This window comes from Streptomyces sp. NBC_00569 (assembly GCF_036345255.1).
GTDB lineage: Bacteria > Actinomycetota > Actinomycetes > Streptomycetales > Streptomycetaceae > Streptomyces.
Genome location: NZ_CP107783.1, coordinates 3,604,780 through 3,629,995, shown reverse-complemented (window position 1 = coordinate 3,629,995; position 25,216 = coordinate 3,604,780). Strand labels below are relative to the sequence as shown.

The following is a 25,216-nucleotide window of genomic DNA, read 5'->3' as shown; positions in this document are numbered from 1 at the left end:
GCGCGTACCCGAACCGGCCGAAGGGAAGTCCATGCGAAGAACCGCCCTGCTCGTCTCCGCAGCCCTGCTCACGGGGCTGCTCCCGCTCGCGTCGGCAGGCGCGGCGACCGGCGCGGAGGAACCGCCGCCGGTGCCCGTCGACCGCTTCGAGGGAGAGGTTCCCTTCGCGTCCCAGCCCGCGGAGGGCATCTTCACCTGGGGAGGCGACAGCGACGACCCGCCCGAGCTGGAGCTCGCGGCGCGCGACGACGCCCCCGAGGGCGACAAGGTCCTCTCCGGGACGTACGACATCAGCGGCTACGGCGGCTTCACCCACGACTTCGCCGCGAACGAGCCCGGCCACGACTGGTCCGCGCACAAGGGCATCCGCTTCTGGTGGGACGGGAAGAACACCGGCAAGCGGGTCAACTTCGAGATCAAGGACGGCGGTGCGAACGGCGAGGCGTCCGAACTGTGGACGACCTCGTTCACCGACGAGTGGACCGGCTGGCACCAGGTCGAGATCCCCTTCAGCGACTTCGCCTACCGCACCGACTACCAGCCCGTCGGCGGCATCGACCAGAACCTCGGCCTCACCGAGATGTGGGGTTACGCGCTCACCCTGCCCACCGGCACGCCCGGCACCTTCGCCATGGACGGAGTGGAGCTGTACGGCAAGGCCGACCCCGCCCTGACCACAAAGGTACTGACGGGTGCCGCCGTGTACCCGGTGAAGGAGGGCGGCACGGCCGGCGTGCGGATCTCCGTCGCCACCACCGGCTCCGCCCCGCTCGCCGAGCCGGTCACGGTCGCGTACGAGAGCGCGGGCGGCAGCGCCGGCGCGGGCACGGACTACACCCCGGTCAAGGGCGAGTTCACCTTCCCGGCCGGCACCGCTTCGGGCGCCACGCACACCGTGTCCGTACCGACCCTCAAGGACAAGGCGGCCGAGCCCGCCGAGACGATCCCCCTGAAGCTGACGGTCGCCGGCGCCAAGGCGCCCGCCGAGACCCCGCAGGTGGTGATCGACGCCCACGGCCTGCCCTACCTCGACGCCAAGCTTCCGGTGAAGCGGCGCGTCGCCGACCTGCTCTCCCGGATGTCCCTGGAGGAGAAGGCCGGCCAGATGACGCAGGCCGAGCGCAACGCGGTCGGCACGGGCGGCGATGTCGCCGCGTACGACCTCGGCTCGCTGCTCTCCGGCGGCGGCTCGACGCCGACGCCGAACACGGCCGCGGCCTGGGCGAAGATGATCGACGGCTTCCAGCTCCGGGCGCAGGCGACGCGGTTCCAGATCCCGCTGATCTACGGCGTGGACGCGGTGCACGGCCACAACAACCTCGTCGGCGCCACGGTCCTGCCGCACAACATCGGCATCGGCGCGACCCGCGACCCCGGGACGGCCGAGAAGGCGGGCGCGGTCACGGCGGCCGAGGTCCGCGCCACCGGCATCCCCTGGGACTTCGCACCCTGTCTGTGCGTCACCCGCGACGAACGCTGGGGCCGGTCGTACGAGTCCTTCGGCGAGGACCCCGCCCTCGTGAAGCAGATGGAGACGGTCGTCCAGGGGCTCCAAGGGGCACGCGACGGCAAGGACCTCGACCGGGACGACAAGGTCCTCGCCACGGCCAAGCACTTCGTGGGCGACGGCGGCACCGAGTACGGCTCGTCGACCACCGGCTCGTACACCATCGACCAGGGCGTCACCAAGGTCACGCGGCAGGAGCTGGAGGCGGTGCACCTCGCGCCGTTCCAGGAGGCCGTGGACCGCGGGGTCGGCACGGTCATGCCCTCGTACTCGTCGCTCGACATCATCGGCGACGACGAGGGCCCGGTGAAGATGCACGCGGACGCCGCCATGATCAACGGAGTCCTGAAGGACCGCATGGGCTTCGACGGCTTCGTCATCAGCGACTGGCAGGCCATCGACCAGCTCCCCGGCGACTACGCGTCCGACGTCCGTACGTCGGTCAACGCGGGCCTGGACATGATCATGGTCCCGTCCGCGTACAAGGACTTCCGGACGACCCTGATCGACGAGGTGAAGGCGGGCCGGATCGGCGAGTCGCGGATCGACGACGCTGTGTCGCGCATCCTGACCCAGAAGTTCAAGCTGGGCCTCTTCGAGAAGCCGTACGCCGACACGAGCGGGGCCGCCGCCATCGGCTCGGCCGGACACCGCGCCGTCGCCCGCACCGCCGCCGCCGAATCCCAGGTCCTCCTGAAGAACGCGGGCGGCGTGCTCCCCCTCAAGAAGAGCCAGAAGGTGTACGTCGCCGGGTCCAACGCCGACGACATCGGCAACCAGACAGGCGGCTGGACCGTCTCCTGGCAGGGCTCGTCCGGAAAGATCACCGACGGCACGACGGTCCTCGAGGGCATGAAGAAGGCCGCGCCAGGCGCCACCATCTCCTACTCCAAGGACGCCTCCGCACCCACGGACGGCTATGACGTGGGCGTCGTCGTGGTCGGCGAGACCCCGTACGCGGAAGGGATCGGCGATGTCGGCAACGGCAACGACCTGGAGCTCACGCCCGCCGACCAGGCCGCCGTGGACAAGGTGTGCGGCGCCATGAAGTGCGCGGTGCTCATCGTCTCCGGCCGCCCGCAGCTCATCGGCGACCGGCTCGGCGACATCGACGCGCTCGTCGCGTCCTGGCTGCCCGGCACGGAGGGCGACGGCGTCGCGGACGTCCTGTACGGGGCGAAGCCCTTCACCGGGCAGCTCCCCGTGACCTGGCCGAAGTCGCAGGCCCAGCTGCCGATCAACGTCGGGGACACGGCGTACGACCCGCAGTTCCCCTTCGGCTGGGGACTGACGACGCTGCGCACCCCGCCGGGCGGCGGCACGCTCACCCTCAAGGCCCTCGCCCTCGCGGCCGCCGCGGCGCAGAAGGCCGGGTCGGCGGAGGCCGGCCGCGCGGTGGTGGGCAGGGCGCGGCTGCTCGTCCAGCAGAAGGTGGGGCAGGACATCACGCCGGCGGTGGCCGAGCCGTTCGCCGACGCGGACCACCTGCTCCTGTCCGGGCGCTACGCGGACGCGGTCGCGAAGCTGACCGAGGCGTACCGCGCCGCGTGAGACGGCGCGGGGAGGGGCCCACCGCGGAGCCGGTGGGCCCCTCCCCGCAGTACGTACGGCATACGGGTGCCTCCTGGGTTAGCGTCGAGGTATGAGGCCCACCCGTCGGGCATCGCGCCTGATATCCGTCCTGTCCGGTTCACTTCTCGCCCTGGGGGCCATGACGGCGGTGACACCGGGGGTCCAGGCGGCTGCCTCCGACGTCTCGACGGTGGCCGACGCCCTGAAGAAGAGCCCCGTGTACGTCGACCCGGCCGCCTCCGCGCAGCTGTCCGCCGGGGACGCCGACGCCCTCAGCAAGAAGATCAAGGACGCGGACAAGCCCGTCATGGTGGCGGTGCTGCCCGCGAACTTCCCCACCCAGGACCTCTTCACCGACCTGCGAACCAAGACCGGCATCACCGGCGTCTACGCGGTCCGCCTCGGCCAGAAGTTCGATGCCCGGGCCGACAGCCGGGTCATGTCCCAGGACGCGGTCAGAAACCTGACGACCAGCGTCCAGGGCGAGAACGCCACCCGCCAGCTCAACGACTTCGTCGACACGGCCGTCCGTAACGCGCGCGGCTCGGCGCCCTCCGCGTGGGGCGCGGGCGGCGCCGGCAGCGGCGCCCCGGTCGGCGCCCTGATCGGCATCGGAGCGGTCGTCGTCGCGGCCGGCGGCGCGGCGTACGTGGTGTCCCGCAGGCGGCGCCGGCAGCGGGAGGACGAGCAGCGGGCCGCCCTGGAGCAGCTGCGCGTGGTCGTCGACGAGGACATCACGGCGTTCGGCGAGGAGCTGGACCGCCTCGACTTCCACCCCGCCGAGCCCGGCGCCGACGACGCGATGCGCGCCGACTACGAGCGGGCGCTCGACTCGTACGAGAAGGCGAAACAGTTCATGGCCGCCGCGCAGCGCCCCGAGGAGGTGCGCGGGGTGACGCAGGCCCTGGACGACGGACGGTTCTCGCTGGCCATGCTCGCCGCGCGCCGCGAGGGCCGGCCGCTGCCCGAGCGCCGGGTGCCCTGCTTCTTCGACCCGCGGCACGGGCCCTCCGTGACGGACGCGCTGTGGTCGCCTCCGTCCGGCGCCGAGCGCGAGGTCCCCGTCTGCGCGGCCGACGCGACCCGCCTCAAGGACGGCGCCGAACCCATGGTCCGCACGGTCGACACGGGTTACGGCGAGCGGCGCCCCTACTACGACGCAGGCCCGGCCTACGGCCCCTGGGCGGGCGGCTACTTCGGCGGCGGCATCCTGCCCGGACTCCTCCTCGGCACGTTGCTCGGCTCGATGATGTCGAGCCCCGCCTACGCAGCCGACTACGGCTCCGGATACGGCGACTTCGGCGCGGGAGCCGGATACGACGGCGGGGACTACTCGGGGGCCGACTTCGACTCGAACGACTTCGGGGACTTCGGCGGCGGCGGGGACTTCGGCGGCGGGGGCGACTTCGGGGGCGGCGGGGATTTCGGCGGCGGGTTCTGAGCCCCGCGGTCCGAAAAGGGAAGGCGCGAGGGCCCGCGTCCCGGCTAGTCTGGCCGCACTCTTACGAACCGCTTCCCCAGAAGTACGCCGCAGACGGGAAGCAAGCCGGCACGTACACACCGTGCGCGGTCCCGGAGGGGCGGCAGCGAGATTCCGCATGCCCCCTTCCGAAGGAGCTCCACCCCATGCGTACCGCGCGCACCCCGCGTATCGGCCTCGGCCTGCCCGTCGACGACCCCGCCGTCCTGCTCGACTGGGCCCGTCGCGCCGACGCGACCCCCTTCTCCACGCTCGGCCTCCTCGACCGGCTCGTGTACGACAACCCCGAGCCCCTGGTCACCCTCGCCGCACTCGCCGGAGCCACCTCACGCGTCCGCGTCCAGACCGAGGTCCTGCTGGCCCCGCACCACGGCACCGCCCTGCTCGCCAAGCAGACCGCGACCCTCGACCGGATGTCCGGCGGCCGCTTCACGCTCGGCATCGGCGTCGGCGGCCGTGAGGACGACTGCCGTGCGGCGGGCATCGACATCCGCCGCCGCGGCCGCCGCCTCGACGAGCAGATGGAGACCCTGCGCCGCACCTGGGCGGGCCACCCCTACGACGACGCCGAGGGCGTCGGCCCGATCGGCCCCGCCCCTCTCACCCCCGGCGGCCCCGAGGTCCTGTTCGGGGGCTTCGCACCGGCGGCCCTCGCCCGCGTGGCCCGCTTCGGCGACGGCTTCCTCGGGGCCGCGCTGCCTCCGCAGTGGATGGACCCGATGTTCCGCGACGTGGAGCGGCTCTGGGACGAGCACGGCCGCCCCGGCCGCCCGCGTCTGGTCGCCCAGGTCAATGTGGCGCTCGGCCCGGACGACCTGACCGCCCGCGCCCGCGACGCGATCACCGCGTACTACGGCTTCGACCCGCGCGCCGCGGGATCCGCCGAGCGCATGCTCGCCACGACCGCGCAGATCCGCGAGGCCGTCACCGGCTTCACGGACATCGGCGCGGACGAGGTGATGCTGTACTGCTGGGGCACCGACCCCGACCAGGTCGACCGCCTGGCCGACGCGTTGTTCTGACGCCGCTTCCACGCCTCACCGGTGCTCGCGCCGCGCCTCCTCGTACTCCCGCGCGGTCGGCTTCGGCACCTGCGCGCCCTCTCCGTGGAGGGCGCGCGAGAGGCGCACCCGGAGCCGCTCGGCCCGGGGTGTGCGCCGCCGCACGCCGTTCCCGTCGGTCTCCGGCCCGCTCTCCAGGGCCGGGGGCTGCTCGTGCGCGGTCAGGGTGTGCAGCTCGGCCCGGGTGAGCGGCTCGTGGATCTCGACGTACTCGCCGTGCGGGAGGCGCTTGATACGGCCCGACTCCCTTCCGTGCAGCACCAGTTCGCGGTCCCGGTGCTGGAGCCCGAGGCAGATCCGCCGCGTGACGACGAAGGTGATCACCGGGCCCACGACGAGCGCGACGCGCACGCACCAGGTGACCGCGTTCAGTGACACATGGAAGCGCGTGGCCCAGACGTCGTTGCCGCCGCCCACCAGGGCCACGAGGAAGAACGTCAGCCAGGCCACGCCGAGTCCTGTGCGCACCGGCCGGTTGCGCGGCCGGTCCAGGAGGTGGTGCTCGCGCCGGTCGCCCGTGACCCAGGCCTCCAGATACGGATACACGCCGATCACGACGAGCACCGCGGGGAAGACGACCAGCGGGACGAGCACACCGAGGGCCAGCGTGTGCCCCCACAGCGTGATCTCCCAGCCCGGCATCACCCGCAGCAGCCCCTCCGCGAACCCCAGGTACCAGTCGGGCTGCGCCCCCGTGGACACCTGGTCGACGCGGTAAGGCCCGTAGTTCCAGACGGGGTTGATGGACGCGACGGCCGCGAGGAACGCGACGACGCCGAACACCAGGAAGAAGAAGCCGCCGGCCTTGGCGAGGTAGACGGGGAAGAAGGGTGCCCCCACGACATTGCGCTCGGTCTTTCCCGGCCCCGGAAACTGTGTGTGCTTGTGGTGGACGACCAGGATCAGATGGGTCACCACGAGTGCCGCCATGATGCCGGGGAACAGCAGCACGTGCACCGAGTAGAACCGCCCCACGATGTCGTGCCCCGGGAACTCCCCGCCGAAGAGGAACATCGACAGATACGTCCCGACGACGGGCACCGACAGGATCGCCCCGTCGAGGAAGCGCATGCCCGTACCGGACAGCAGGTCGTCCGGCAGCGAGTACCCCAGCAGGCCCTCGAACAGGCCGATCAGGAGCAGCGTCCAGCCGAACACCCAGTTCAGCTCGCGCGGCTTGCGGAACGAGCCCGTGAAGAAGTGCCGCATCATGTGCAGGAGCATCGCCGCGACGAAGATCAGCGCCGCCCAGTGGTGGATCTGCCGGATCAGCAGTCCGCCCCGGACGTCGAAGCTGATGTCGAGCGTGGAGGCGTACGCCTCGGACATCCGGATCCCGTTCAGCGGGACGTAACTGCCTTGATATTCCACCTCGTTCATCGAGGGGTGGAAGAACAGGGTGAGGTAGACCCCGGTGAGGACCAGGATCACGAACGTGTAGAGGCAGACCTCGCCGAGCAGGAACGACCAGTGGTCCGGGAAGACCTTGCGCAGGTACTTCCTGGACAGGGTGTGCAGACCGAGGCGGCCGTCCGCCCAGTCCGCGAGCCGCTCACCGGCCGGTGCCGGCCCTCTCTCCCGCGCCGTCCCCGTGCTGCCTTCCGCGACCCTCTCGGACATCGGGCTCGCTCCTCCCCTGGGCGCTCACCACATGGGTGCTCACCAGTTGGACGGAAGAGACGGGCCGGAATGTGACATCACGGAGGCGTGAAGTGGCCCACGTCACATGTGTGTAGGTCAGGTCAACCCAGAAGCTTCGACTGCCAGCGCGTGAAGATCTCCTCCGGGGCGCCGTGGCACGACCACGGGACACGGGTCGCGTGCCCGTCGAGAAGCCGGAAGAGGTGCGCGGCCTCGCCGGTCAGGTCGGCGTAACAGGACGCGTGCGCAAGAGTGTTGAGGTCGGCGACGTCCTGTGCGTACGTGTACTGCCGCTGCGCCATCCACAGGTGCCAGGCACGCCGGGCCTGCGACGCGCTGTTCTCGTTGTTCCAGAACTGGAGCAGGCCGATCGCCTGGGAGCCCTCGCGCTCGACGCGGTAGCGGTACTCCTCGATCCGGGCCACCTGCGGCAGCACGGCGAGCGGCGACCCGGGCGGGAGGGTCGCCGTCACGTCCTGCGCGAAGTTGTACATGACGCCGTGCGAGCCGTGCCAGCGCGCCGAGAGATGGCGCAGCACCTGGTGGTTGCCCTCGCGGTTGTACGGGTCCCGCTGGTGCAGCTCCTTCCACCAGAGCTCCATGGACGGGTGCCCGCCGGGGAACAGGCGGGCGACCGTCAGGAGCGAGACCCAGGGCACCGGATCCGCGGGAAACGCCTCGGCCGCCCGCAGCGCGGTGCGCACGGCCCGCTCCAGCTGGTCCGGGTCCACCGGGTTCCCCGGGCCGGCCGCCATCGCCAGGTTGAACGCCCGCATCACCTCGGTCTCGGCCCGCAGGACCAGCGCGTCGGCGTTCTGCGGCTGCGACTCGTGCCAGGACTCGGCGACGGACGTGCCCGCGGTGGCCTGGGCGAGCAGACGCATCCGGAACGTCCGCCGGTCCCAGTCGGAGCCGGCCGCCGCGCACAGCCCGGGCAGTCCTTGCCAGCGACCGATCGTGATGTCCGCGCGGGCCTCCGCCAGGGCCCGGTCGCCGTTCGTGGGATCGAAACGGACGGTCATCGGCGTCCTCGCCAGTCAGTAGTCGGTGATGGTCCTGGGTGCGGTCGGCCGGTCCGCCGGCGGGGGCTGCTCAGAAGTCCGTGGACAGGGTGTCGCCGGACGACGCCGCGTACACCGGCGCCTGGTGCCCGTATTCGGCGTGCACCTGCTCCGAGCGCGCTGCGTCCAGGCGGGCGGGCCGGTAGTAGGGGGAGCCCTTGGCGCGGTACCAGAGCATCGGGACGAGACCCACGGCGATGCCGCCGACGCCGATCGAGACGGCCGTGCCCGACAGGCTGCCGAGGGACTCGACGAACACCCAGATCATGAAGAGCGAGCCGGTCAGCGGCCACAGACCGCCGAAGAAGAAGTTGGCCGCCGACTTGAACAGCAGCTTGCGGTACGCCACGACGACGGCGAGGCCCGCGAGGCCGTAGTAGACCGCGATCTGCAGTCCGATCGCGGCGACGGCGTCCTCCAGGACGGCCGAGACCGAACCGAGCGCGGTCGACGCCACGAAGAGGGCGAGGGCGACGACACCGACGACGACGATCGCGACCCACGGCGTCTGCCGGCGCGGGTGCGACCTGCCGAGGGCGGAGGGCAGCGTCCGGTCGCGGCCCATGGAGAAGAGGGAGCGCGTCACCTGGATCAGGGTGGTCTCCAGGGTGGCGATGGTGGACAGCATCACGGCGACGATCAGCAACTCGCCGCCGGGGCCCGGCAGTACGCGTTCGCCGAGCAGCCTCAAGATGTTGTCGCTGGTGGCGATCTCCTTGGGCGTGAGCAGCATGTTGGTGGTGATCGTGAAGACCTCGAAGAGGACGAACACGATGCCGACGCCGATCAGCCCGGCGAGCCCCGAGGTCTTCCGGCTGTTACGGGTCTCCTCACTGAGGTTGCTGGTGACGTCCCAGCCCCAGTAGTAGAACGCGGCGATCAGCGCGCCCGCGGCGAACCCGGACGCCCCGTCGAAGTGCCCGAACCCCAGCCAGGACCAGGAGAATTCGTTGACCCGCTTGTCGCTGAACAGCGCGGCGACGGCCACCGCGAGCAGGATGACCAGCTCGATCCCGGACATCAGGAGCTGGGCGTGGACGGTCAGTTTGGCGCCCATGAGCACGACGACCAGCATGGCCAGGAACCAGACCGCGCCCACGGCCGCGGCGAGCGCGGTGTTGTCCGCGTGGGAGGGGGCGACGAGTTCGAGCGTCATGGCGCCGGCCGGGAGCGAGCCCGCGACCATGAAGATGGTCGCCGAGACGACCAGGGACCAGCCGCTGATGAAGCCGAGGAAGGGGTGCAGCGCGCGGCCGACCCAGGAGTAGCTGGCGCCCGCGTTCACGTCGAGGCGGCCCAGGTAGTTGAAGGCCCAGGCGATGCCGAGCATGGGTATCGCGCAGTAGAGGAGCGCGGCCGGTGCGGCGAGGCCCACCGTGCCGATCAGCACGGCGGTGGTGGCGGCGATCGAGTAGGCGGGCGCGCTGCCCGCCACGGCCATCACGATGCTGTCGGTGGTGCCGAGGGCATTGGCCTGAAGCCCTCTGTTCGTGCTCATGGGATCGGTGGCGCCTTTCGGGGAACGGCAGAAGGCCTGCCCTGCGGCGCCACCGGGGCGCGACGGGGAGGGGGAGACCTCTGGAGGCGAGCGGAGTCGAATCGAGCGGAGTCGATCGCTCGGCAGTCGCTCGCAGCGTAGCGCCGCGTGATGCCCAAGTGAAGGGAGAGTAACGAGTCGTCTCAAGTGACGGAATTACCGGAAGGTAGCCTTCAATTTCCTTGGCCGCGGCCCGTGTTGTCGCTCGCGTGGACACCCCGTACACGACGAGAGCCCGCCCTTCGTCCGCGCGGGACGGGAAGGACGGGCGCGCTCGTGGTGCGGTGAGCCGTGAGGGGTGGGCTCGTGGCGGCGTCAGGCGGCGTTCTTGATCGCCGAGATGTCGAAGGTCAGCTTGATCTTGTCCGAGACGAGGACGCCGCCGGTCTCCAGGGCCGCGTTCCAGGTCAGGCCCCACTCGGAGCGCAGGATCTCGGACTTGCCCTCGAAGCCGACGCGCTCGTTGCCGAACGGGTCCGTGGCCGAGCCGTTGAACTCGAGGTCGATCGTGAGCGGCTTGGTGGTGCCGAGGATCGTCAGGTCGCCGGTCATCCGGTAGTCGTCGCCGCCCAGGGACTCGGCGGAGGTGGAGCGGAACGTCATCGTCGGGAACTCGTCCGTCTTGAAGAAGTCGGAGCTCTTCAAGTGGGTGTCACGGTCGGCGGAGCCGGTGTCGATGCTGTTCATCGTGACCTCGATCGTCGCGGTCGACTTCGACGGGTCCGCGCCGTCCAGGTGCAGGGTGCCCGACGACTGGGTGAACGAGCCCTTGACGTTGGTGACCATGGCGTGGCGGGCCACGAAGCCGATCGTGGTGTGCGCCGGGTCGATGGCGTAGTCGCCGGTCAGCGCGGCGAGGTCGGGGCCGGCGGTGCCGGTGGCTGCGGGGGTTTTGGCGTCGTCGTTCTTGCGGCCGAAGAGACCCATGACTGCTCCTTGGGGACGGGATGGGGCGGGGGAGTCCGTTGAATGTTTAACGTTCAACGAGCTCGACTGTAGCGCCGTTCTGTTCAACTTTCAACATCCAACATCTGGTGTCGTCTCGATTACACCGCGTCGTCATCCGACGCGCTCTGGCGGACGCGCGTAGAACTCGGGCACTATCTCCTTGCTCCACCTGCACAGCCGTCTCACAGTCAGCACGGTCACCAGCAGGAAGGACCTCCTCCCCATGAGAATCCGCTCGGTCGTGAGCGCCCTCGCGCTCGTACTCGGCGCCCTCTTCGCCCCCGGCTTCGGTGTGTTCAGCTCCGCCACCGACGCCCAGGCCGCCACCAAGATCACCCACGCCACCGCGACCTCCATGTTCAGCCAGGTAGGCATCACATGGTCGTCCTCCGGCGGCTGCTCCAACCGCAACAACTCCACCTGTACGTCCTTCGACCAGCTCAACCTCGCCACCGCCCAGGGCGCCCAGACCCTCAAGCGCGCCACCGGCTGCGCCCTGAACATCACCGGCGGCACCGAGACCGGTCACGCGAGCGGCACCTACTCGCACTGGAACGGCTACAAGCTCGACTACGGCAAGAACACCTGCGTCACGAACTACATCAAGAACACGTTCACGTACATCGGCCTGCGCGGTGACGGAGCCCCGCAGTACCAGTCGGGCTCCGGCAACATCTACGCCGACGAGGGCAACCACTGGGACGTCCTCTACTACAACTGCGGCGGCTGCTGACCGAACCGTCGCCCGTGCGCGGTGACTTGGACTTCCGGGCGGTGGTTGTTGGACTGCCGCCGCCCGGGAGCGCCGAGTCCGTTGACCGGCCGCGCCCGCGCAGATACCCAGTCTCCTATGTCACGAAGATCTCGCGCCGCATGCGCCGTCGCGGTCGCCGCCGCATCGTCCGCCGTGTTCGCCCTCACCGGCCCCGTACTGCCGGCCGCCGCCGACCCCGCGCCCGCCGTGGCGCAGTCCGTCATCGGATCCGCGCAGCTGTCCGTCGCCGTCGCCGACGACTTCCCGCGCGTCCTCGCGTACACCGACCGCGCCTCCGGGGCCGAGCTTCTCGGCAGTACGAACCCGGTGGACAAGGTCACCCTGAACGGCAAGGCGTATGCGGTCGCCGTGAAGGGCTCCCCGGTCCTCACCGGGTCCAAGGCCTCGTACACGCTGACCTTCCCGGACCTCGCCGGCGTCGAGATCGACGCCTCGCTGAGCGTCAGCGGGCGCGCGACGACCTTCAAGGTGACCGCCGTGCGCGACACCGCGGCCTTCCGGGTCGGCACGATCGACATACCCGGGCACGACCTCGTCTCCGTGGGCAGCGCGGACGGCGGCGCCGAGACCGCGTTCACGACGCTGGACAACGACTCGACGCGGACCGCCGACGTCTTCGGCAAGGTCGCGGCGGACACCCCGGCCGACGCCTCGCCCGTCGGCGCCACGTACGCCATCGTCAACACGGGGCGGCTCGCCGCCGCCGTCGAGTCCAACTCCACGTACGACAAACCGAGCGGCAAGACCGGCGGCGACGACGCCCGCTTCTGGCACCAGGCGCGCAAGTCGGCCGACGGCTCCACCCGCGTCGGCGTCTGGTCGGGCCAGTGGACCTATCGCGGTGAAGGCGCCCCGGAGCCGGACAAGGACCTGCCGTGGGCCAAGGTCGTCGTCACGCCCGACGCGAACGGCGACGGCAAGGTCGACTGGCAGGACGGTGCGGTCGCCTTCCACTCGATCGGCGTGAAGGCGAAGGGCAGTGACGCGACCCCCGACCGGGTCATCACGCACATCCCGTTCAACTTCGCCAGCCAGGCCACGCACCCCTTCCTGCGCACGCTCGACGACGTCAAGCGGATCTCGCTCGCGACCGACAACCTCGGCCAGTTCGCCCTGCTCAAGGGCTACGCCTCCGAGGGCCACGACTCCGCGCACCCCGACTACGGCGGCAACACCAACAAGCGTGCCGGCGGCCTGAAGGACCTCAACGAGCTGCTCAAGGGCGGCAAGAAGTTCGGCACCAGCTTCGGCGTGCACGTGAACGCCACCGAGGCGTACCCCGTCGCCAAGCACTTCACCGGCGACCTGGTCGACCCCAAGGCCCCGGGCTGGAACTGGCTCGACCAGAGCTACTACATCGACCAGCGCCGCGACATCAACAGCGGGGACCTCGCCGCCCGGTTCAAGCAGCTGCGCGAGGAGACCGACCCGAACCTCACGACGATCTACATCGACGTCTACTACACGCACGGCTGGATCGCGGAGAAGACCGCCGAGGCCGTCCGCGCCCAGGGCTGGAACCTGGCCTCCGAGTGGGCCGACAAGTTCGAGCGCGAGTCGCTGTGGTCGCACTGGGCCAACGACCTCGACTACGGGCCCAAGACCGACAAGGGCCTCAACTCGAAGATCATCCGCTTCATCCGCAACGGCGAGAAGGACGTCTGGAACGGCGACCCGGTCCTCGGCCAGAGCGCCGTCGACGAGTTCGAGGGCTGGACCGGCGAGAACGACTGGAACGCCTTCTACGACAACGTCTGGCAGCGCGACCTGCCCGCCAAGTTCCTTCAGCACCAGCAGATCACCCGCTGGAACGGCGACGACATCACCTTCACCGGCGGGCTCCGCGGCACCGTCGAGGACGGCCGGCGCACCTTCTACGACCACGGCAGGAAGGTCCTCGACGGGACGGCCTATCTGCTCCCGTGGGACGGCGGCAAGAAGCTGTACCACTACAACAAGGACGGCGGTACGACGAGCTGGGCCGTGCCCGGATCCTCGTACACCGTCTACCGGCTCACCGACAACGGCCGCGTGAAGACCGGCACCGTGCGGGCCTCCGGCGGCAAGGTCACGCTGAAGGCCGAGGCCGGGCAGCCGTACGTGCTCTACCCCGCGGACAGGACGCCGCACGCGGTCGACCCGGCCTGGGGCGAGGGCACGCACATCAAGGACCCCGGCTTCAACGACGCCCGCCTCGCCGCCTGGGACAAGGACGGCACGGTCGGGCGCGACACCGACGACCACGGCCGCAACAGCGCCGCCCTCAGCGGGAACGGCACCGCCGCGCTCGAGCAGCGCGTGAGCGGACTCGACGCGGGCAAGCGCTACACCGCCTCCGCCTGGGTCGAGGTCGAACCCGGCAAGTCCCGCCGTACGACGCTCAGCGCGGGCGGCAGATCGGTCGCGGTCGAGCGCTCCACGCTGCAGAACAGCGTCGCCTCCAACGACTGGGGCGGCACCTACATGCAGCGGGTGAAGGCCACCTTCACGGCGCCCGCGAACGGCCGCACCACGCTGCGGATCGAGGCAGCCAAGGGCTCGTCCGCGAAGGTCCGCATCGACGACGTACGTCTCGTGCGCAACGACCCGTCGACGAAGCCCGGCACCGTCGTGCACGAGGACTTCGAGGGCGTCGACCAGGGCTGGGGCCCCTTCGACAAGGGTGACGCCGGCGGCGTCACGGACCCGCGCACGCACATCGCGCAGAAGAACGCCCCGTACACCCAGGCCGGCTGGAACGGGAAGCTCGTCGACGACGTCATCGGCGGCGGCGAGTCCCTGAAGTCCCACGAGGAGAACGCCGGCGTCGTCTACCGCACGTCCCCGGCCGAGGTGCCGATGACGGACGGGCACGCCTACAAGGTCGCGTTCGACTACCAGTCCAGCCACGCGGGCGCCTACCAGTGGGTGAGCGGCTACGACCGGATCGCCGCCGACGGCACCCCCGACCAGGTCGAGACCGCGAGCACCCCGATCGGGCAGCAGCGCACCACGGGTCACTACGAGGGCACCGTCACGGCGGGCTGCGGCGACACCTGGACCGGCCTGCGCAAGCTCGAAGGGGCCCCGGACGGCGCCGACTTCGTCCTCGACGACTTCACCGTCACCGACCTCGGCCCGGCCGAGAAGAAGGCGGCCTGCGGCACCCTCGCCCTGAAGTCGGACGAGACGCTGGAGCCCGGACAGAAGAACAAGGTCGAGGCCACCTTCACCAACTACGAGGCGAGCGAGATCCAGGGCGCGTCCCTCTCGCTCGACCTTCCCGAGGGCTGGCAGGCCGAGCCCGCGGGCCCGGTCACGCTCGACCCGGTCGCGCCCGGCGCCAAGGCGACGGCCACCTGGCAGGTCACCCCGCCGGTCGACGCCAAGTACCAGCCGTACCAGCTGAGTTCGAAGGCGACCTACACCGTCGGGGACAGTGCGCGGACGCTGACCGCGGGCGCCGCCGTGCGCACGCTCCCGCCGCCGCCCACCGCGGACACGTACGCCAGTGACCTGGACTGGACGGCCATGGACAACGGCTGGGGTCCCGCCGAGAAGGACATGGAGAACGGCGAGACCGGCGCCGGCGACGGCAAGCCGCTGACCGTCAACGGCACCGTCTACGCCAAGGGCCTCGGCACCGCGTCCCCCGGGAAGATCCGCTACTACCTGGGCGGCCGCTGCACCTCGTTCACCGCCGAGGTCGGCCAGGACGACTCGCAGGGGACGCGCGGCAGCGTGCAGTTCTCCGTCGAGGCGGACGGCACCCAGAAGGTCCAGTCGCCGGTCCTCAAGGCCGCCGACAACGCCTGGTCGCTGACCGCGGACGTGACCGGCGCCAAGTACGTCGACCTGCTCACGGGCGACGGCGGCGACGGCCCGGGCAACGACCACGCCGACTGGGGCAACGCCCGCTTCCACTGCGGTAGTTGATCCCACCACCCCCGGGGCCCCGCTCTCAGTGGCGGGGCCCCTTCCGCGCACACCGTAGACAGCGCTTTCTACGACTGATTAGGTGCAACCCCATGACACCCACGCGCCGCACGTTCCTCATCGCGTCGACTCTCCTCGCCGGGGCGGCGCTTGCCCCGCCCGCCCATGCCGCCGACGCTTCGGACGCTTCCGGCGACGAGTTCGACGCCCTGCGCGAGCGATGGCTGGAGATCTCCCTCGGCACCGGCTACGACGCCACCGCCGAGCCCTTCGCCTCGCGCCTGAAGGAACTCGGAGAACTCGCCCGCGGCTTCAGGGCGACGATGGCCCCGACGGCCACGTCCCTCTGGCCCGGCTACCCCTTCGACCCGCCCGCCGGCATCACCCAGGCCTACAACCGCCTGTGGACGATGACCCAGGCGTACGCCCAGGAGGGCACGGGATCCACCGGCGACACGGGCCTCCTCGCCGACATCGTCAAGGGCCTCGACCACGTCGCCACGACCGTCTACAACGCGACCACCACGCCTTACGGGAACTGGTGGGAGTGGCAGATCGGCAGCCCCCGCCTCCTGATGGACATCGTCGCCGTCCTCTACGAGCACCTCTCGCAGGACCGGCGCGACGCCGCGTTCGCCGCCGTCGACCACTTCGTCCCCGACGCTGTCCTGCGCGACTACTCGGGCACCTCCACCGGCGCCAACCGCGTCGACCTGTGCCGCTCGGTCGCGCTGCGCGGCATCCTCGGCAGGAACGCCGACAGGACGGCCCTGGCCCGCGACGCCCTCTCGCCCGTCTTCCCCTACGTCACCAAGGGGGACGGCCTCTACGCCGACGGCTCGTTCATCCAGCACACCTGCATCGCCTACTCGGGCACCTACGGACAGGTCATGCTCGACGGGCTCGGCCGCCTCTTCGCGCTGCTCGCCGGGTCCACGTGGGCCGTCACCGACCCGAACCGGCAGATCATCCTCGACAGCGTGGAGCACGCCTACGCCCCGCTCCTGTTCGACGGCCTGATGATGGACAGCGTCAACGGCCGTGCCATCAGCCGCGGTTACCTCAACAGCGACGACCTCAAGGTCATGCGCAGCGACCACTTCCACGGCCAGGTCCTGATCGCCGCCATGGCGCAGCTCGCCGCCGGCGCGAGCGCGGCCGAGCGCGAGCGCTGGCACGGGCGGATCAAGGGCTGGATCGAGCGGGACACGGTCACGCCCCTGCTGACCGCCAGGCAGTTCGGGGTCGCCGACCTGTCCCGGCTGCACGCCGTTGCGGACTCCGCCGTCGCGGCCGCGCCCGAGCCCGTCGGACACCAGCTGTTCGCCGCCATGGACCGCGCGGTGCACAAGCGCCCCGGCTTCGCCGCGAACATCTCCATGTCCTCGGACCGGATCGCGTACTACGAGTGCGGCAACGGCGAGAACCCGCGCGGCTGGCACACCGGCGCCGGCATGCTCTCCTGGTGGGCGTCCGGGAAGCGCGGCGACCGGTCCGACCAGTACACGGACTGGTTCTGGCCGACCGTCGACTTCTACCGGCTGCCCGGCACGACCGTCTCCACCAAGCGCCTCGCCGACAAGGCCGGCGGGGAGTGGGGCGCGGCCCGGCCCGACGTGAAATGGGTCGGCGGCGCCACCGACGGCGAGTTCGCGGCGGTCGGACAGCACGTCAAGGGCCTCGGCTCGACGCTCCAGGCCCGCAAGTCGTGGTTCTGCCTCGCCGACACCGTCGTCTGCCTGGGCGCGGGGATCACGGCGACCGACGGTGTCCCCGTCGAGACCGTCGTCGACAACCGCAACCTCGGCGAGGGCGGCACCCAGGCCTTCACCGTCGACGGCGCCGCCCGCGCCCGCTGGGCCCACCTGGAGGGACACGGCGGCTGGGTCTTCCCCGGCGGTGCCCCGCTGCGCCACCTGCGCGAGGACCGCACCGGCGCCTGGTCCGACATCAACACCACCAGCTCCACCGAGCGCCGCACGCGCCGCTGGCAGACGCTCTGGCTCGACCACGGCACGGACCCCACCGACGCCGCGTACGCCTATCTGCTGATGCCGGGCGCCTCGAAGCACGACCTCGCGCGGCGCGCGGGCGACCGCCACTGGCTGTCGGTCCTCGCCAACACGGCCGCCGCCCAGGCCGTCGCCGTGCCCTCCCTCGGTGTGATCGCGGCGAACTTCTGGCAGGCCGGGAGCGCGGGGGAGCTCACCGTGTCGGCTCCCGCCGGCGTCCTTGTGCGCAGGCAGGGGCGCACCGCGACGCTGACCGTCAGCGAACCGCCGCGCACGGGGGAGCCTGTGGACATCACCTGGGACCGGCCCGTGCGCCGCGTCGTCAGCCACGACCCCTCGGTCGAAGTGGTCGCCACGGGCCGTAGGCTGCGGCTGCGCGTCACTCCGGGGGAGGCATGCGTGAGCCATCGGTGTGAGGTGACTCTCAGCTGAGCCATTTGTGTGACCCCTACAAGGCAGCGGGGCCCTGAGCAGTCACTTCGCCTGCATGGCGACGACGTTCTGTTCGGGGGTACCAGGAAAACGGGCCGGAGACTGTACGGAGTCGACGGCCCGTTTTGCTTGGTGGTCTTCGTAAGGTCGCTACATGACCGTTTTGGACGACACCGCCTCAGCCGGTTCCACCGGGGATGAGCCCACCGACGCGCGCGGACGCGTCGCCGAGCTGCACGCGATCCGTGAGGAGGCGCTGCGCGGGCCCAGTGACAAGGCGACCGAGGCTCAGCACGCGAAGGGCAAGCTGACCGCACGCGAGCGGATCGAGCTGCTGCTCGACGCGGGATCGTTCAACGAGGTCGAGCAGCTGCGCCGGCACCGGGCGACCGGCTTCGGCCTGGAGGCCAAGAAGCCCTACACCGACGGTGTCATCACCGGCTGGGGCACGGTCGAGGGCCGCACGGTCTTCGTCTACGCGCACGACTTCCGCATCTTCGGCGGCGCCCTGGGCGAGGCCCACGCCACCAAGATCCACAAGATCATGGACATGGCCATCGCGGCCGGTGCTCCGCTGGTCTCCCTGAACGACGGCGCGGGCGCCCGTATCCAGGAGGGCGTCTCCGCCCTGGCCGGCTACGGCGGCATCTTCCAGCGCAACACCAAGGCGTCCGGCGTCATCCCGCAGATCAGCGTGATGCTCGGCCCGTGCGCCGGTGGCGCGGCCTACAGCCCCGCCCTCACCGACTTCGTCTTCATGGTCCGCGAGACCTCGCAGATGTTCATCACCGGACCGGACGTCGTCAAGGCGGTCACCGGCGAGGAGATCACCCAGAACGGCCTCGGCGGCGCGGACGTGCACGCCGAGACCTCGGGCGTCTGTCACTTCGCGTACGACGACGAGGAGACCTGCATCGCCGAGGTCCGCTACCTCATCTCGATGCTGCCCTCCAACAACCGCGAGAACCCGCCGACCGTGGCCTCCGAGGACCCCGCCGAGCGCCGCTCGGACGTCCTGCTCGACCTGGTCCCGGCCGACGGCAACCGCCCGTACGACATGACCAAGGTCATCGAGGAGCTCGTCGACGACGGCGACTACCTCGAGATCCACGAGCGCTGGGCCCGCAACATCATCTGCGCCCTGGCCCGCCTGGACGGCCAGGTCGTCGGCATCGTCGCCAACCAGCCCTCGTCCCTCGCGGGCGTCCTGGACATCGAGGCCAGCGAAAAAGCTGCCCGCTTCGTCCAGATGTGCGACGCTTTCAATATTCCCATCGTGACCCTCCTGGACGTTCCCGGCTTCCTGCCGGGTGTCGACCAGGAGCACGGCGGGATCATTCGGCACGGCGCCAAACTGCTGTACGCGTACTGCAACGCCACCGTGCCGCGGATCTCGCTCATCCTGCGCAAGGCGTACGGAGGTGCCTACATCGTCATGGACTCGCAGTCGATCGGTGCCGACCTCACCTACGCCTGGCCCACCAACGAGATCGCCGTGATGGGCGCCGAGGGCGCCGCCAACGTCATCTTCCGCCGTCAGATCGCCGAGGCCGAGGACCCCGAGGCCATGCGCACCCGCATGGTGAAGGAGTACAAGGCCGAGCTGATGCACCCGTACTACGCGGCCGAGCGGGGCCTTGTCGACGACGTCATCGACCCCGCCGAGACCCGCGAGGTGCTCATCCGCTCCCTCGCGATGCTGCGCACGAAGCACGCCGACCTGCCTTCGCGCAAGCACGGCAACCCCCCGCAGTAACCCCACAAGGAGATCACTGCACATGACTGCACACGACATCCGCGTTGAGAAGGGCCACGCCGAGCCCGAGGAGGTCGCGGCCCTGACCGCGATCCTGCTGGCCCGCGCCGCGGCCGCGCCGACCGACGGCCCCGCCCTGCGCGGCCGCGACAAGGCCGGCTGGCGCCGCCTGGAGCGCCAGCACGGCTTCCGCGCCCCGCACAGCTGGCAGGGCTAGGCAGCGGGCCCGTCCGGCCCGATCGGCCCGTCCGGCCTCGCAGGACGGGCCCCCAACGCGAAGAAGCCCCCGGTGACCCAAAGGGTCCCGGGGGCTTCTCCATGACCGGAGGCGCCGGAGGCTAGCGGAGGCGGGCCATCAGCGCGTGCTCGACGAGCGTGATGAGCGCCGACTTCGCATCCGCGCGGTGGCGGGCGTCGGTCGTGATGATCGGGGTGTCCGGGCCGATCTGGAGCGCCTCGCGCACCTCGTCCGGCTGGTACGGCTGGCTGCCGTCGAAGCCGTTGAGGGCGACGACGAAGGGCAGCCCGGAGTTCTCGAAGTAGTCGACGGCCGGGAAGCAGTCGGCGAGGCGGCGGGTGTCGACGAGGACGATCGCGCCGATCGCGCCGCGGACCAGGTCGTCCCACATGAACCAGAAGCGGTCCTGACCGGGTGTACCGAAGAGGTACAGGATCAGGTCCTGGTCGAGCGTGATGCGGCCGAAGTCCATCGCCACCGTGGTGGTGGTCTTGTCCCCGGTGTGGGTGAGGTCGTCGATGCCCGCGGACGCGGACGTCATGACGGCCTCGGTGCGCAGAGGGTTGATCTCCGAGACGGCGCCCACGAAGGTCGTCTTGCCGACGCCGAAGCCGCCCGCCACCACGATCTTCGCGGACGTGGTGGAGCGGGAAGGCCCTCCGCTAGAGCTTGCGAAGTCCACTGAGCACCCTTTCGAGCAAAGTCACGTCTGGCTGGCCGCCGGCGTTCTCTTCGCCGCCGGGCTGATGAATGGCGACCAGGCCCGCCTCCGCCAAGTCGGCGACGAGGATCCTGGCCACACCGAGGGGGATGCTGAGCAGGGCCGAGACTTCGGCCACTGACTTGATCTCTCGGCAGAGGGTGCAGATCCGCTGGTGCTCGGGCAACTGGCCCTGCAACTGGTGCGGCTGCGCGGTGGTGTGCACCAGTGCCTCGATGGCGAGCTGGTAGCGCGGCCTGGTGCGGCCACCCGTCATGGCGTAGGGACGCACCAGGGGGTTGTTGGCAGCCGGCGCAGGGGTGTCGGGACGCCGCTGCGGCTGCACGGGCTGGATGCGCGGTGCCGACGGCTGGTCGTACGGCCCCGGCTGCCGCGGCTGCGGCGGGTGCGGGGGCGCGTACGGCTGTCGCCGGTGGCTCGGCGCGGAGGGGAAGTTGTACCGGTTCGGCGCGTCACCCTGCCCCTGGCCCTGACCCTGGCCAGGGCCGTAGGACCAGTTCGCCGATGAACCGCTCGGGGGTGTTGCAGAACCAGCCACGCTTTCCTCCTCCAACTGTGCCGGGCACCATCACCGTGGAGCCGCGTCCCGAAACCTTACGGCCACGGGACGCGAAATCGCACCGTCTGTCTGTCAGTTGAGAAGGCTCCCCTGAAGCTCGGCCCGCAGGTCGGGAGTGAGAACCGTCCCCGCGCGGTCGACAAGAAGTGCCATCTCGTACCCGACGAGGCCAATGTCCGCCTCCGGGTGTGCGAGGACAGCGAGAGAAGAGCCGTCGGAGATGGACATAAGGAAGAGGAATCCTCGCTCCATCTCCACAACTGTCTGATTCACGCTGCCGCCCTCGAAGATGCGGGACGCGCCCGCGGTCAGCGAGGTAAGACCCGACGCTACGGCCGCCAGCTGGTCGGCACGGTCACGCGGGAACCCTTCGGACATCGCCAGAAGGAGTCCGTCGGCGGAGACCACCACCGTGTGGGACACCCCAGGGGTGTTGTCCACGAAGTTGGTGATCAACCAGTTCAGGTTCTGTGCCGCCTGGCTCATCGGGCTCACACTAACGCTCCTGGTTGTAGGTGCTGTCAGGACCACTGTGCTGATTCGTGGCCTGGCCGTTCGTGTCACTTCCTGCTTCGCGTCCCCGCTGCACGCCACGGCGCAGGTTGCTCAGCCTGCCCCTGACGTCCTCAGGCGCGCGGGAGACCTGGGGGCCGCCCTGCGGGGTCGATTCCGCCGTGCCCTCGACCAGGTTGGCCTTGGGCACCCGGCGCGGCAGACCGGAGGAGGTGACTCCGCCGGCCTTGGGCTTCCGGAGCTGCTCCGCGCGGACCCAGCGCTCGTCGTTGGACGAACGCCAGTCGTCGGGGCCGCCGCCGTTGCTGCCGCTGCCGTTGTCCTGGGGGGTGTTGTCGCCGCGGTCGGGCGTCGGCGTCGCCGGGGCCTGGTGCTGCTGCCCGCCCGAACCGCGCATCGGAAGACCGGCGTCGGTGAGCGAACGGGCGGCGGACGAGGTGGGGCCGGCCGGCGCCGCGGGACCGTGCGGGTCGAAGCCTACGCGCTCCTGCTGACCGGCGTCAGCGCGCTGCGCGGATTCCGCTTGAGCGCTGCGCTCGGACCGGTACGCCTCCTGGTAACCGTCCCGCGTCGGCCAGTCGTCCTGCTGCGAGTTGCGCCGCGGTCCGCCGCCGAAGGCCGAGTACGTCTCCTGGACGGGTTCCGTATAGGCGTCCTGCGGCGCGTAGCCGTCCTGCGGGGCGAAGAACGAGTCGCTGTAGGAGCCGTTCTGGGGCTGCTCGTCGTACGTCTGCCGGCCCTGCGCGTAGACGGACGAGGGGTCCTCGTACGTCTGCTGCTGACGGTCGTCGTACGCGGGCTGCGCGGGGGCATAAGTGGTCTGCTGCTGCTCGTACGGGTCCGGGCCCTGCGCCGCCGTGATCTCGTCGCGGAACAGGGGGCGGTCGTCACCGGTGTGCGCCTGGGCCTCCAGGGCCGCGCGGCGCTCCTCGCGCATCAGCGAACGGCCGACCGGGTCCAGGTCGCGCACGTCGTCCGGGGTCTCGCCGTAGCGGCTGTCGTCGAAGCCGAGCTCCGCGGCGGTGCGCAGCGGGGCGGGCTCGTACGCGGCCTGGGACGGGATCATCGAGGAGACGGTGAACTCGGACTCGGGGAGCTGGTCGCCGCTGCCACCGTGGGTGATGACGTCGGGCAGCATGACGAGCGACGTCGTGCCGGCCTGCTCGCCCGAGGGGCGCAGCTGGACGCGGATGCCGTGCCGGTCGGACAGGCGGCCGACCACGAACAGACCCATGCGCTGCGAGATCGCGGCGTCCACCGTCGGCGGGTTGGCCAGCTTGTGGTTGATGTCCGCGAAGTCCTCGGCGGTGAGGCCGATGCCCTTGTCGTGGATCTCGACCATGACGCGGCCGTCGGGGAGACGGGTCGCGGTGACGCGGACCTTGGTCTGCGGCGAGGAGAACGTGGTGGCGTTCTCCAGGAGCTCGGCGAGCAGGTGCACGAGGTCGGTCACCGAACGGCCGTGGATCTCGGCCTCCGGCACGCCCGACAGCTCGATGCGCTCGTACTGCTCCACCTCGGAGGAGGCGGCACGCAGGACGTCGACCAGCGGGACCGGCTGGTCCCAGCGGCGGCCCGGCTCCTCGCCCGCGAGGACGAGGAGGTTCTCGCCGTTGCGGCGCATACGGGTCGCGAGGTGGTCCAGGCGGAAGAGGTTCTCCAGCTGGTCCGGCTCGGCCTCGTTGTTCTCCAGGTCCGTGATGAGGGTCAGCTGGCCCTCGATCAGGGACTGGTTGCGGCGCGACAGGTTGGTGAAGATCGCGTTGATGTTGCCGCGGAGCAGGGCCTGCTCGGCGGCGAGGCGGACGGCCTCGCGGTGCACCTGGTCGAAGGCGCGGGCGACCTCGCCGATCTCGTCCGTGGAGTTGATCGGGATGGGCTGCACACGGGTGTCGACGCGGCCCGGGTCGGTGCGCGAGAGCTGGTCGACGAGCATCGGCAGGCGCTGCTCGGCGACGTCGAAGGCGGCGGTGCGCAGGCGGCGCATCGAGCGGCTCATCTGGCGCGCCATCATGCCGGCCAGCGCGAACGCGGCGAGCAGGGCGACCAGCACGATCGCACCGGTGACGAACGTGGACTGCTTGGCGTCGTCGGCGATGCCGGCGGCCTCGTTCACCGCCTTGTCGGCGAGGTCGGACTCGATGGTGCGGTACGCGTTGAACTTGGCGGTGTTGACCGCCCACCAGTTCTCCGCGGTGACGCCCTTCTGCGCGATGGCGAGGCGGGCGCTCGGCTGCGTGGTGGGCAGCGTCGCGATGTAGGACACCATCGGGGGGTCGGTCGGCGGCGGGACATAGGTCTTGCCCTGCGCCTTCGCGGCCGCGACGGTCTGCTTGGCCTGCTTGGCGCCGTCGATCGCCAGCTGCTTCTTGGCGGCGTCGAGCTTGTCGACGTCGGCCTGCGTGCCGCCGCCCTTGTACTCCTCGACGGCGATGCCCTCGAGGTAGGCGTAGGAGGAGAGGGCGATCTTCTGCTTGCCGAAGGTCTCGGCCGTCGGGCCCGGCTTGACCAGCAGGTGCATGCCGATGGACCGCTCCAGCGAGAGCGCGGCCTTGGAGAGCGAGATCGCGTAGACCGTGCGGCCGTAGCTCGTGATGTTTCCGGTGCCGAGGCCGAGCTCGTTGGCGAACTCCATCAGCGGGTGCTGGATGCCGACGTAGCCCTCTTCGGTCTGCACGGCGGGGAGCTTGCTCGTGTAGGCGGCGGCCCGGAGCTTCTCCAGACCGGGCTCGACCTGACGGAACTGGGTGAGGCGGCGCTCGAGGCCTTCCTTGGCCGGCATGTTCTTCGCGGCGGCGTCGAAGGCGTCGGCGGCCTCGTTCGTCGTCTCGCGGGCCTTGACGACCTTCGGGTCGTTCTTGTGGCCGAGCAGCAGGGGTTCCGCGGAGATGTCGCGCTCGTCGATCAGGCTGTTGGCGTACGTGAGGGACGCCTGCACGAGACGGGCGGTGTTCTCCGCGTCCTCGGCCTCGTTCCAGGTGTCGATCGAGCCCTTGACCTGGAAGCCACCCATGATCAGACCCACGAGCACGGGTATGAGCAGGATCGCGTTCAGCTTGGTGGGCACACGCCAGTTGCGCGGCGACATCCGTCCGCCGGACGGCTCGGGGGCCGCCTCGGCCCGTGGCACATGCGCGGCCGGCGCCGCTGCACGCGGCGGCGGGGTGAAGTTGCCCCGTGCCGACGACGGCTCGGGACTGTTCTTGCTTCGCCTCACTCGACCAACAACCTCTCGGCGTCGGCACCTACGCTGTGCCGCTGTCTCCAGGCCCTTACCTACTGGGCAGTTCAGCGCATTCCAGCACGTCAGGCGGTTCTCTTCCAAACACCGGGAACCGGAACCTCTGAGTGACGGATGCCCCAGATAAAACGGTCATAAAGAGCGAGCCCCGCCAAAAGGCGGGGCTCTTGTGCGCACAGTGGAACCGGGTGTGCGCGACCTGTGTCTGAGGCCCTGGAATTCTCTGTCGAAACGTTATGAACACGGA

Annotated in this window: 16 protein-coding genes; 8 read left to right on the top strand and 8 right to left on the bottom strand. The window is 70.5% G+C overall.

Going from position 1 to position 25,216, the window contains the following annotated elements:
• Positions 1–31 precede the first annotated feature (31 nt).
• The 3 genes from OHO83_RS16210 to OHO83_RS16200 all read left to right on the top strand — a co-directional run bounded on the left by OHO83_RS16210 (position 32) and on the right by OHO83_RS16200 (position 5,581).
• Entirely contained in the window at positions 32–3,058 is a 3,027-nt protein-coding gene (locus OHO83_RS16210; protein WP_266674518.1) for a glycoside hydrolase family 3 protein, read from the top strand.
• Between the two features lie 91 nt (positions 3,059–3,149).
• Positions 3,150–4,520 carry a hypothetical protein gene (locus tag OHO83_RS16205; protein WP_443066047.1) on the top strand — a complete coding sequence of 457 codons (1,371 nt, stop codon included), beginning with the start codon at positions 3,150–3,152 and terminating at the stop codon, positions 4,518–4,520.
• A gap of 185 nt (positions 4,521–4,705) precedes the next feature.
• Positions 4,706–5,581 carry an LLM class flavin-dependent oxidoreductase gene (locus OHO83_RS16200; protein WP_266674520.1) on the top strand — a complete coding sequence of 292 codons (876 nt, stop codon included), beginning with the start codon at positions 4,706–4,708 and terminating at the stop codon, positions 5,579–5,581.
• Between the two features lie 15 nt (positions 5,582–5,596).
• On the opposite strand, the gene qcrB is transcribed toward OHO83_RS16200, so the two are convergent.
• The 4 genes from qcrB to OHO83_RS16180 form a co-directional block, all read right to left on the bottom strand.
• Positions 5,597–7,240 (bottom strand): cytochrome bc1 complex cytochrome b subunit, encoded by a 1,644-nt coding sequence (gene qcrB / locus OHO83_RS16195; protein ID WP_266674522.1) that lies wholly within the window; start codon positions 7,238–7,240, stop codon positions 5,597–5,599.
• A gap of 122 nt (positions 7,241–7,362) precedes the next feature.
• A complete protein-coding gene (locus OHO83_RS16190) occupies positions 7,363–8,283 on the bottom strand; it encodes a hypothetical protein (RefSeq protein WP_266674524.1) in 921 nt (306 codons plus the stop codon).
• 70 nt (positions 8,284–8,353) lie between these two features.
• Positions 8,354–9,820 carry an APC family permease gene (locus OHO83_RS16185; protein ID WP_266674526.1) on the bottom strand — a complete coding sequence of 489 codons (1,467 nt, stop codon included), beginning with the start codon at positions 9,818–9,820 and terminating at the stop codon, positions 8,354–8,356.
• Positions 9,821–10,174: 354 nt separating this feature from the next.
• Positions 10,175–10,786 (bottom strand): YceI family protein, encoded by a 612-nt coding sequence (locus OHO83_RS16180; RefSeq protein WP_266674528.1) that lies wholly within the window; start codon positions 10,784–10,786, stop codon positions 10,175–10,177.
• A 244-nt stretch (positions 10,787–11,030) separates the two neighbouring features.
• Between OHO83_RS16180 and OHO83_RS16175 the strand changes: the two genes are divergently transcribed.
• From OHO83_RS16175 to OHO83_RS16155, 5 genes are all read left to right on the top strand, one after another.
• A complete protein-coding gene (locus tag OHO83_RS16175; protein ID WP_266674530.1) occupies positions 11,031–11,540 on the top strand; it encodes a hypothetical protein in 510 nt (169 codons plus the stop codon).
• Positions 11,541–11,657: 117 nt separating this feature from the next.
• Complete coding sequence (locus tag OHO83_RS16170; RefSeq protein WP_266674532.1) at positions 11,658–15,497, top strand: endo-alpha-N-acetylgalactosaminidase family protein; 3,840 nt, start codon at positions 11,658–11,660, stop codon at positions 15,495–15,497.
• Between the two features lie 92 nt (positions 15,498–15,589).
• Complete coding sequence (locus OHO83_RS16165; protein WP_266674534.1) at positions 15,590–17,941, top strand: polysaccharide lyase 8 family protein; 2,352 nt, start codon at positions 15,590–15,592, stop codon at positions 17,939–17,941.
• Between the two features lie 154 nt (positions 17,942–18,095).
• Entirely contained in the window at positions 18,096–19,697 is a 1,602-nt protein-coding gene (locus OHO83_RS16160) for an acyl-CoA carboxylase subunit beta (RefSeq protein ID WP_266674536.1), read from the top strand.
• Positions 19,698–19,719: 22 nt separating this feature from the next.
• Entirely contained in the window at positions 19,720–19,914 is a 195-nt protein-coding gene (locus OHO83_RS16155) for an acyl-CoA carboxylase epsilon subunit (RefSeq protein ID WP_266674538.1), read from the top strand.
• A 121-nt stretch (positions 19,915–20,035) separates the two neighbouring features.
• Here OHO83_RS16155 and OHO83_RS16150 read toward each other — a convergent pair whose 3' ends face one another.
• The 4 genes from OHO83_RS16150 to OHO83_RS16135 form a co-directional block, all read right to left on the bottom strand.
• On the bottom strand, positions 20,036–20,617 hold the full coding sequence (locus OHO83_RS16150; RefSeq protein WP_054239772.1) for a GTP-binding protein: 582 nt from the start codon (positions 20,615–20,617) through the stop codon (positions 20,036–20,038).
• The gene (locus tag OHO83_RS16145) at positions 20,598–21,194 is read right to left on the bottom strand and encodes a DUF742 domain-containing protein (protein ID WP_227297381.1); all 597 of its coding nucleotides are present in this window, start codon (positions 21,192–21,194) and stop codon (positions 20,598–20,600) included. The genes OHO83_RS16150 and OHO83_RS16145 overlap by 20 nt, the downstream gene beginning before the upstream one ends.
• Before the next feature lie 93 nt (positions 21,195–21,287).
• Positions 21,288–21,701: a roadblock/LC7 domain-containing protein gene (locus tag OHO83_RS16140; protein WP_100595178.1), complete on the bottom strand. Its 414-nt coding sequence runs from the start codon at positions 21,699–21,701 to the stop codon at positions 21,288–21,290.
• A 10-nt stretch (positions 21,702–21,711) separates the two neighbouring features.
• Positions 21,712–24,945, bottom strand: coding sequence for a sensor histidine kinase (locus OHO83_RS16135; RefSeq protein ID WP_266674541.1), 3,234 nt, complete (start codon positions 24,943–24,945; stop codon positions 21,712–21,714).
• Between the last annotated feature and the right edge of the window lie 271 nt (positions 24,946–25,216).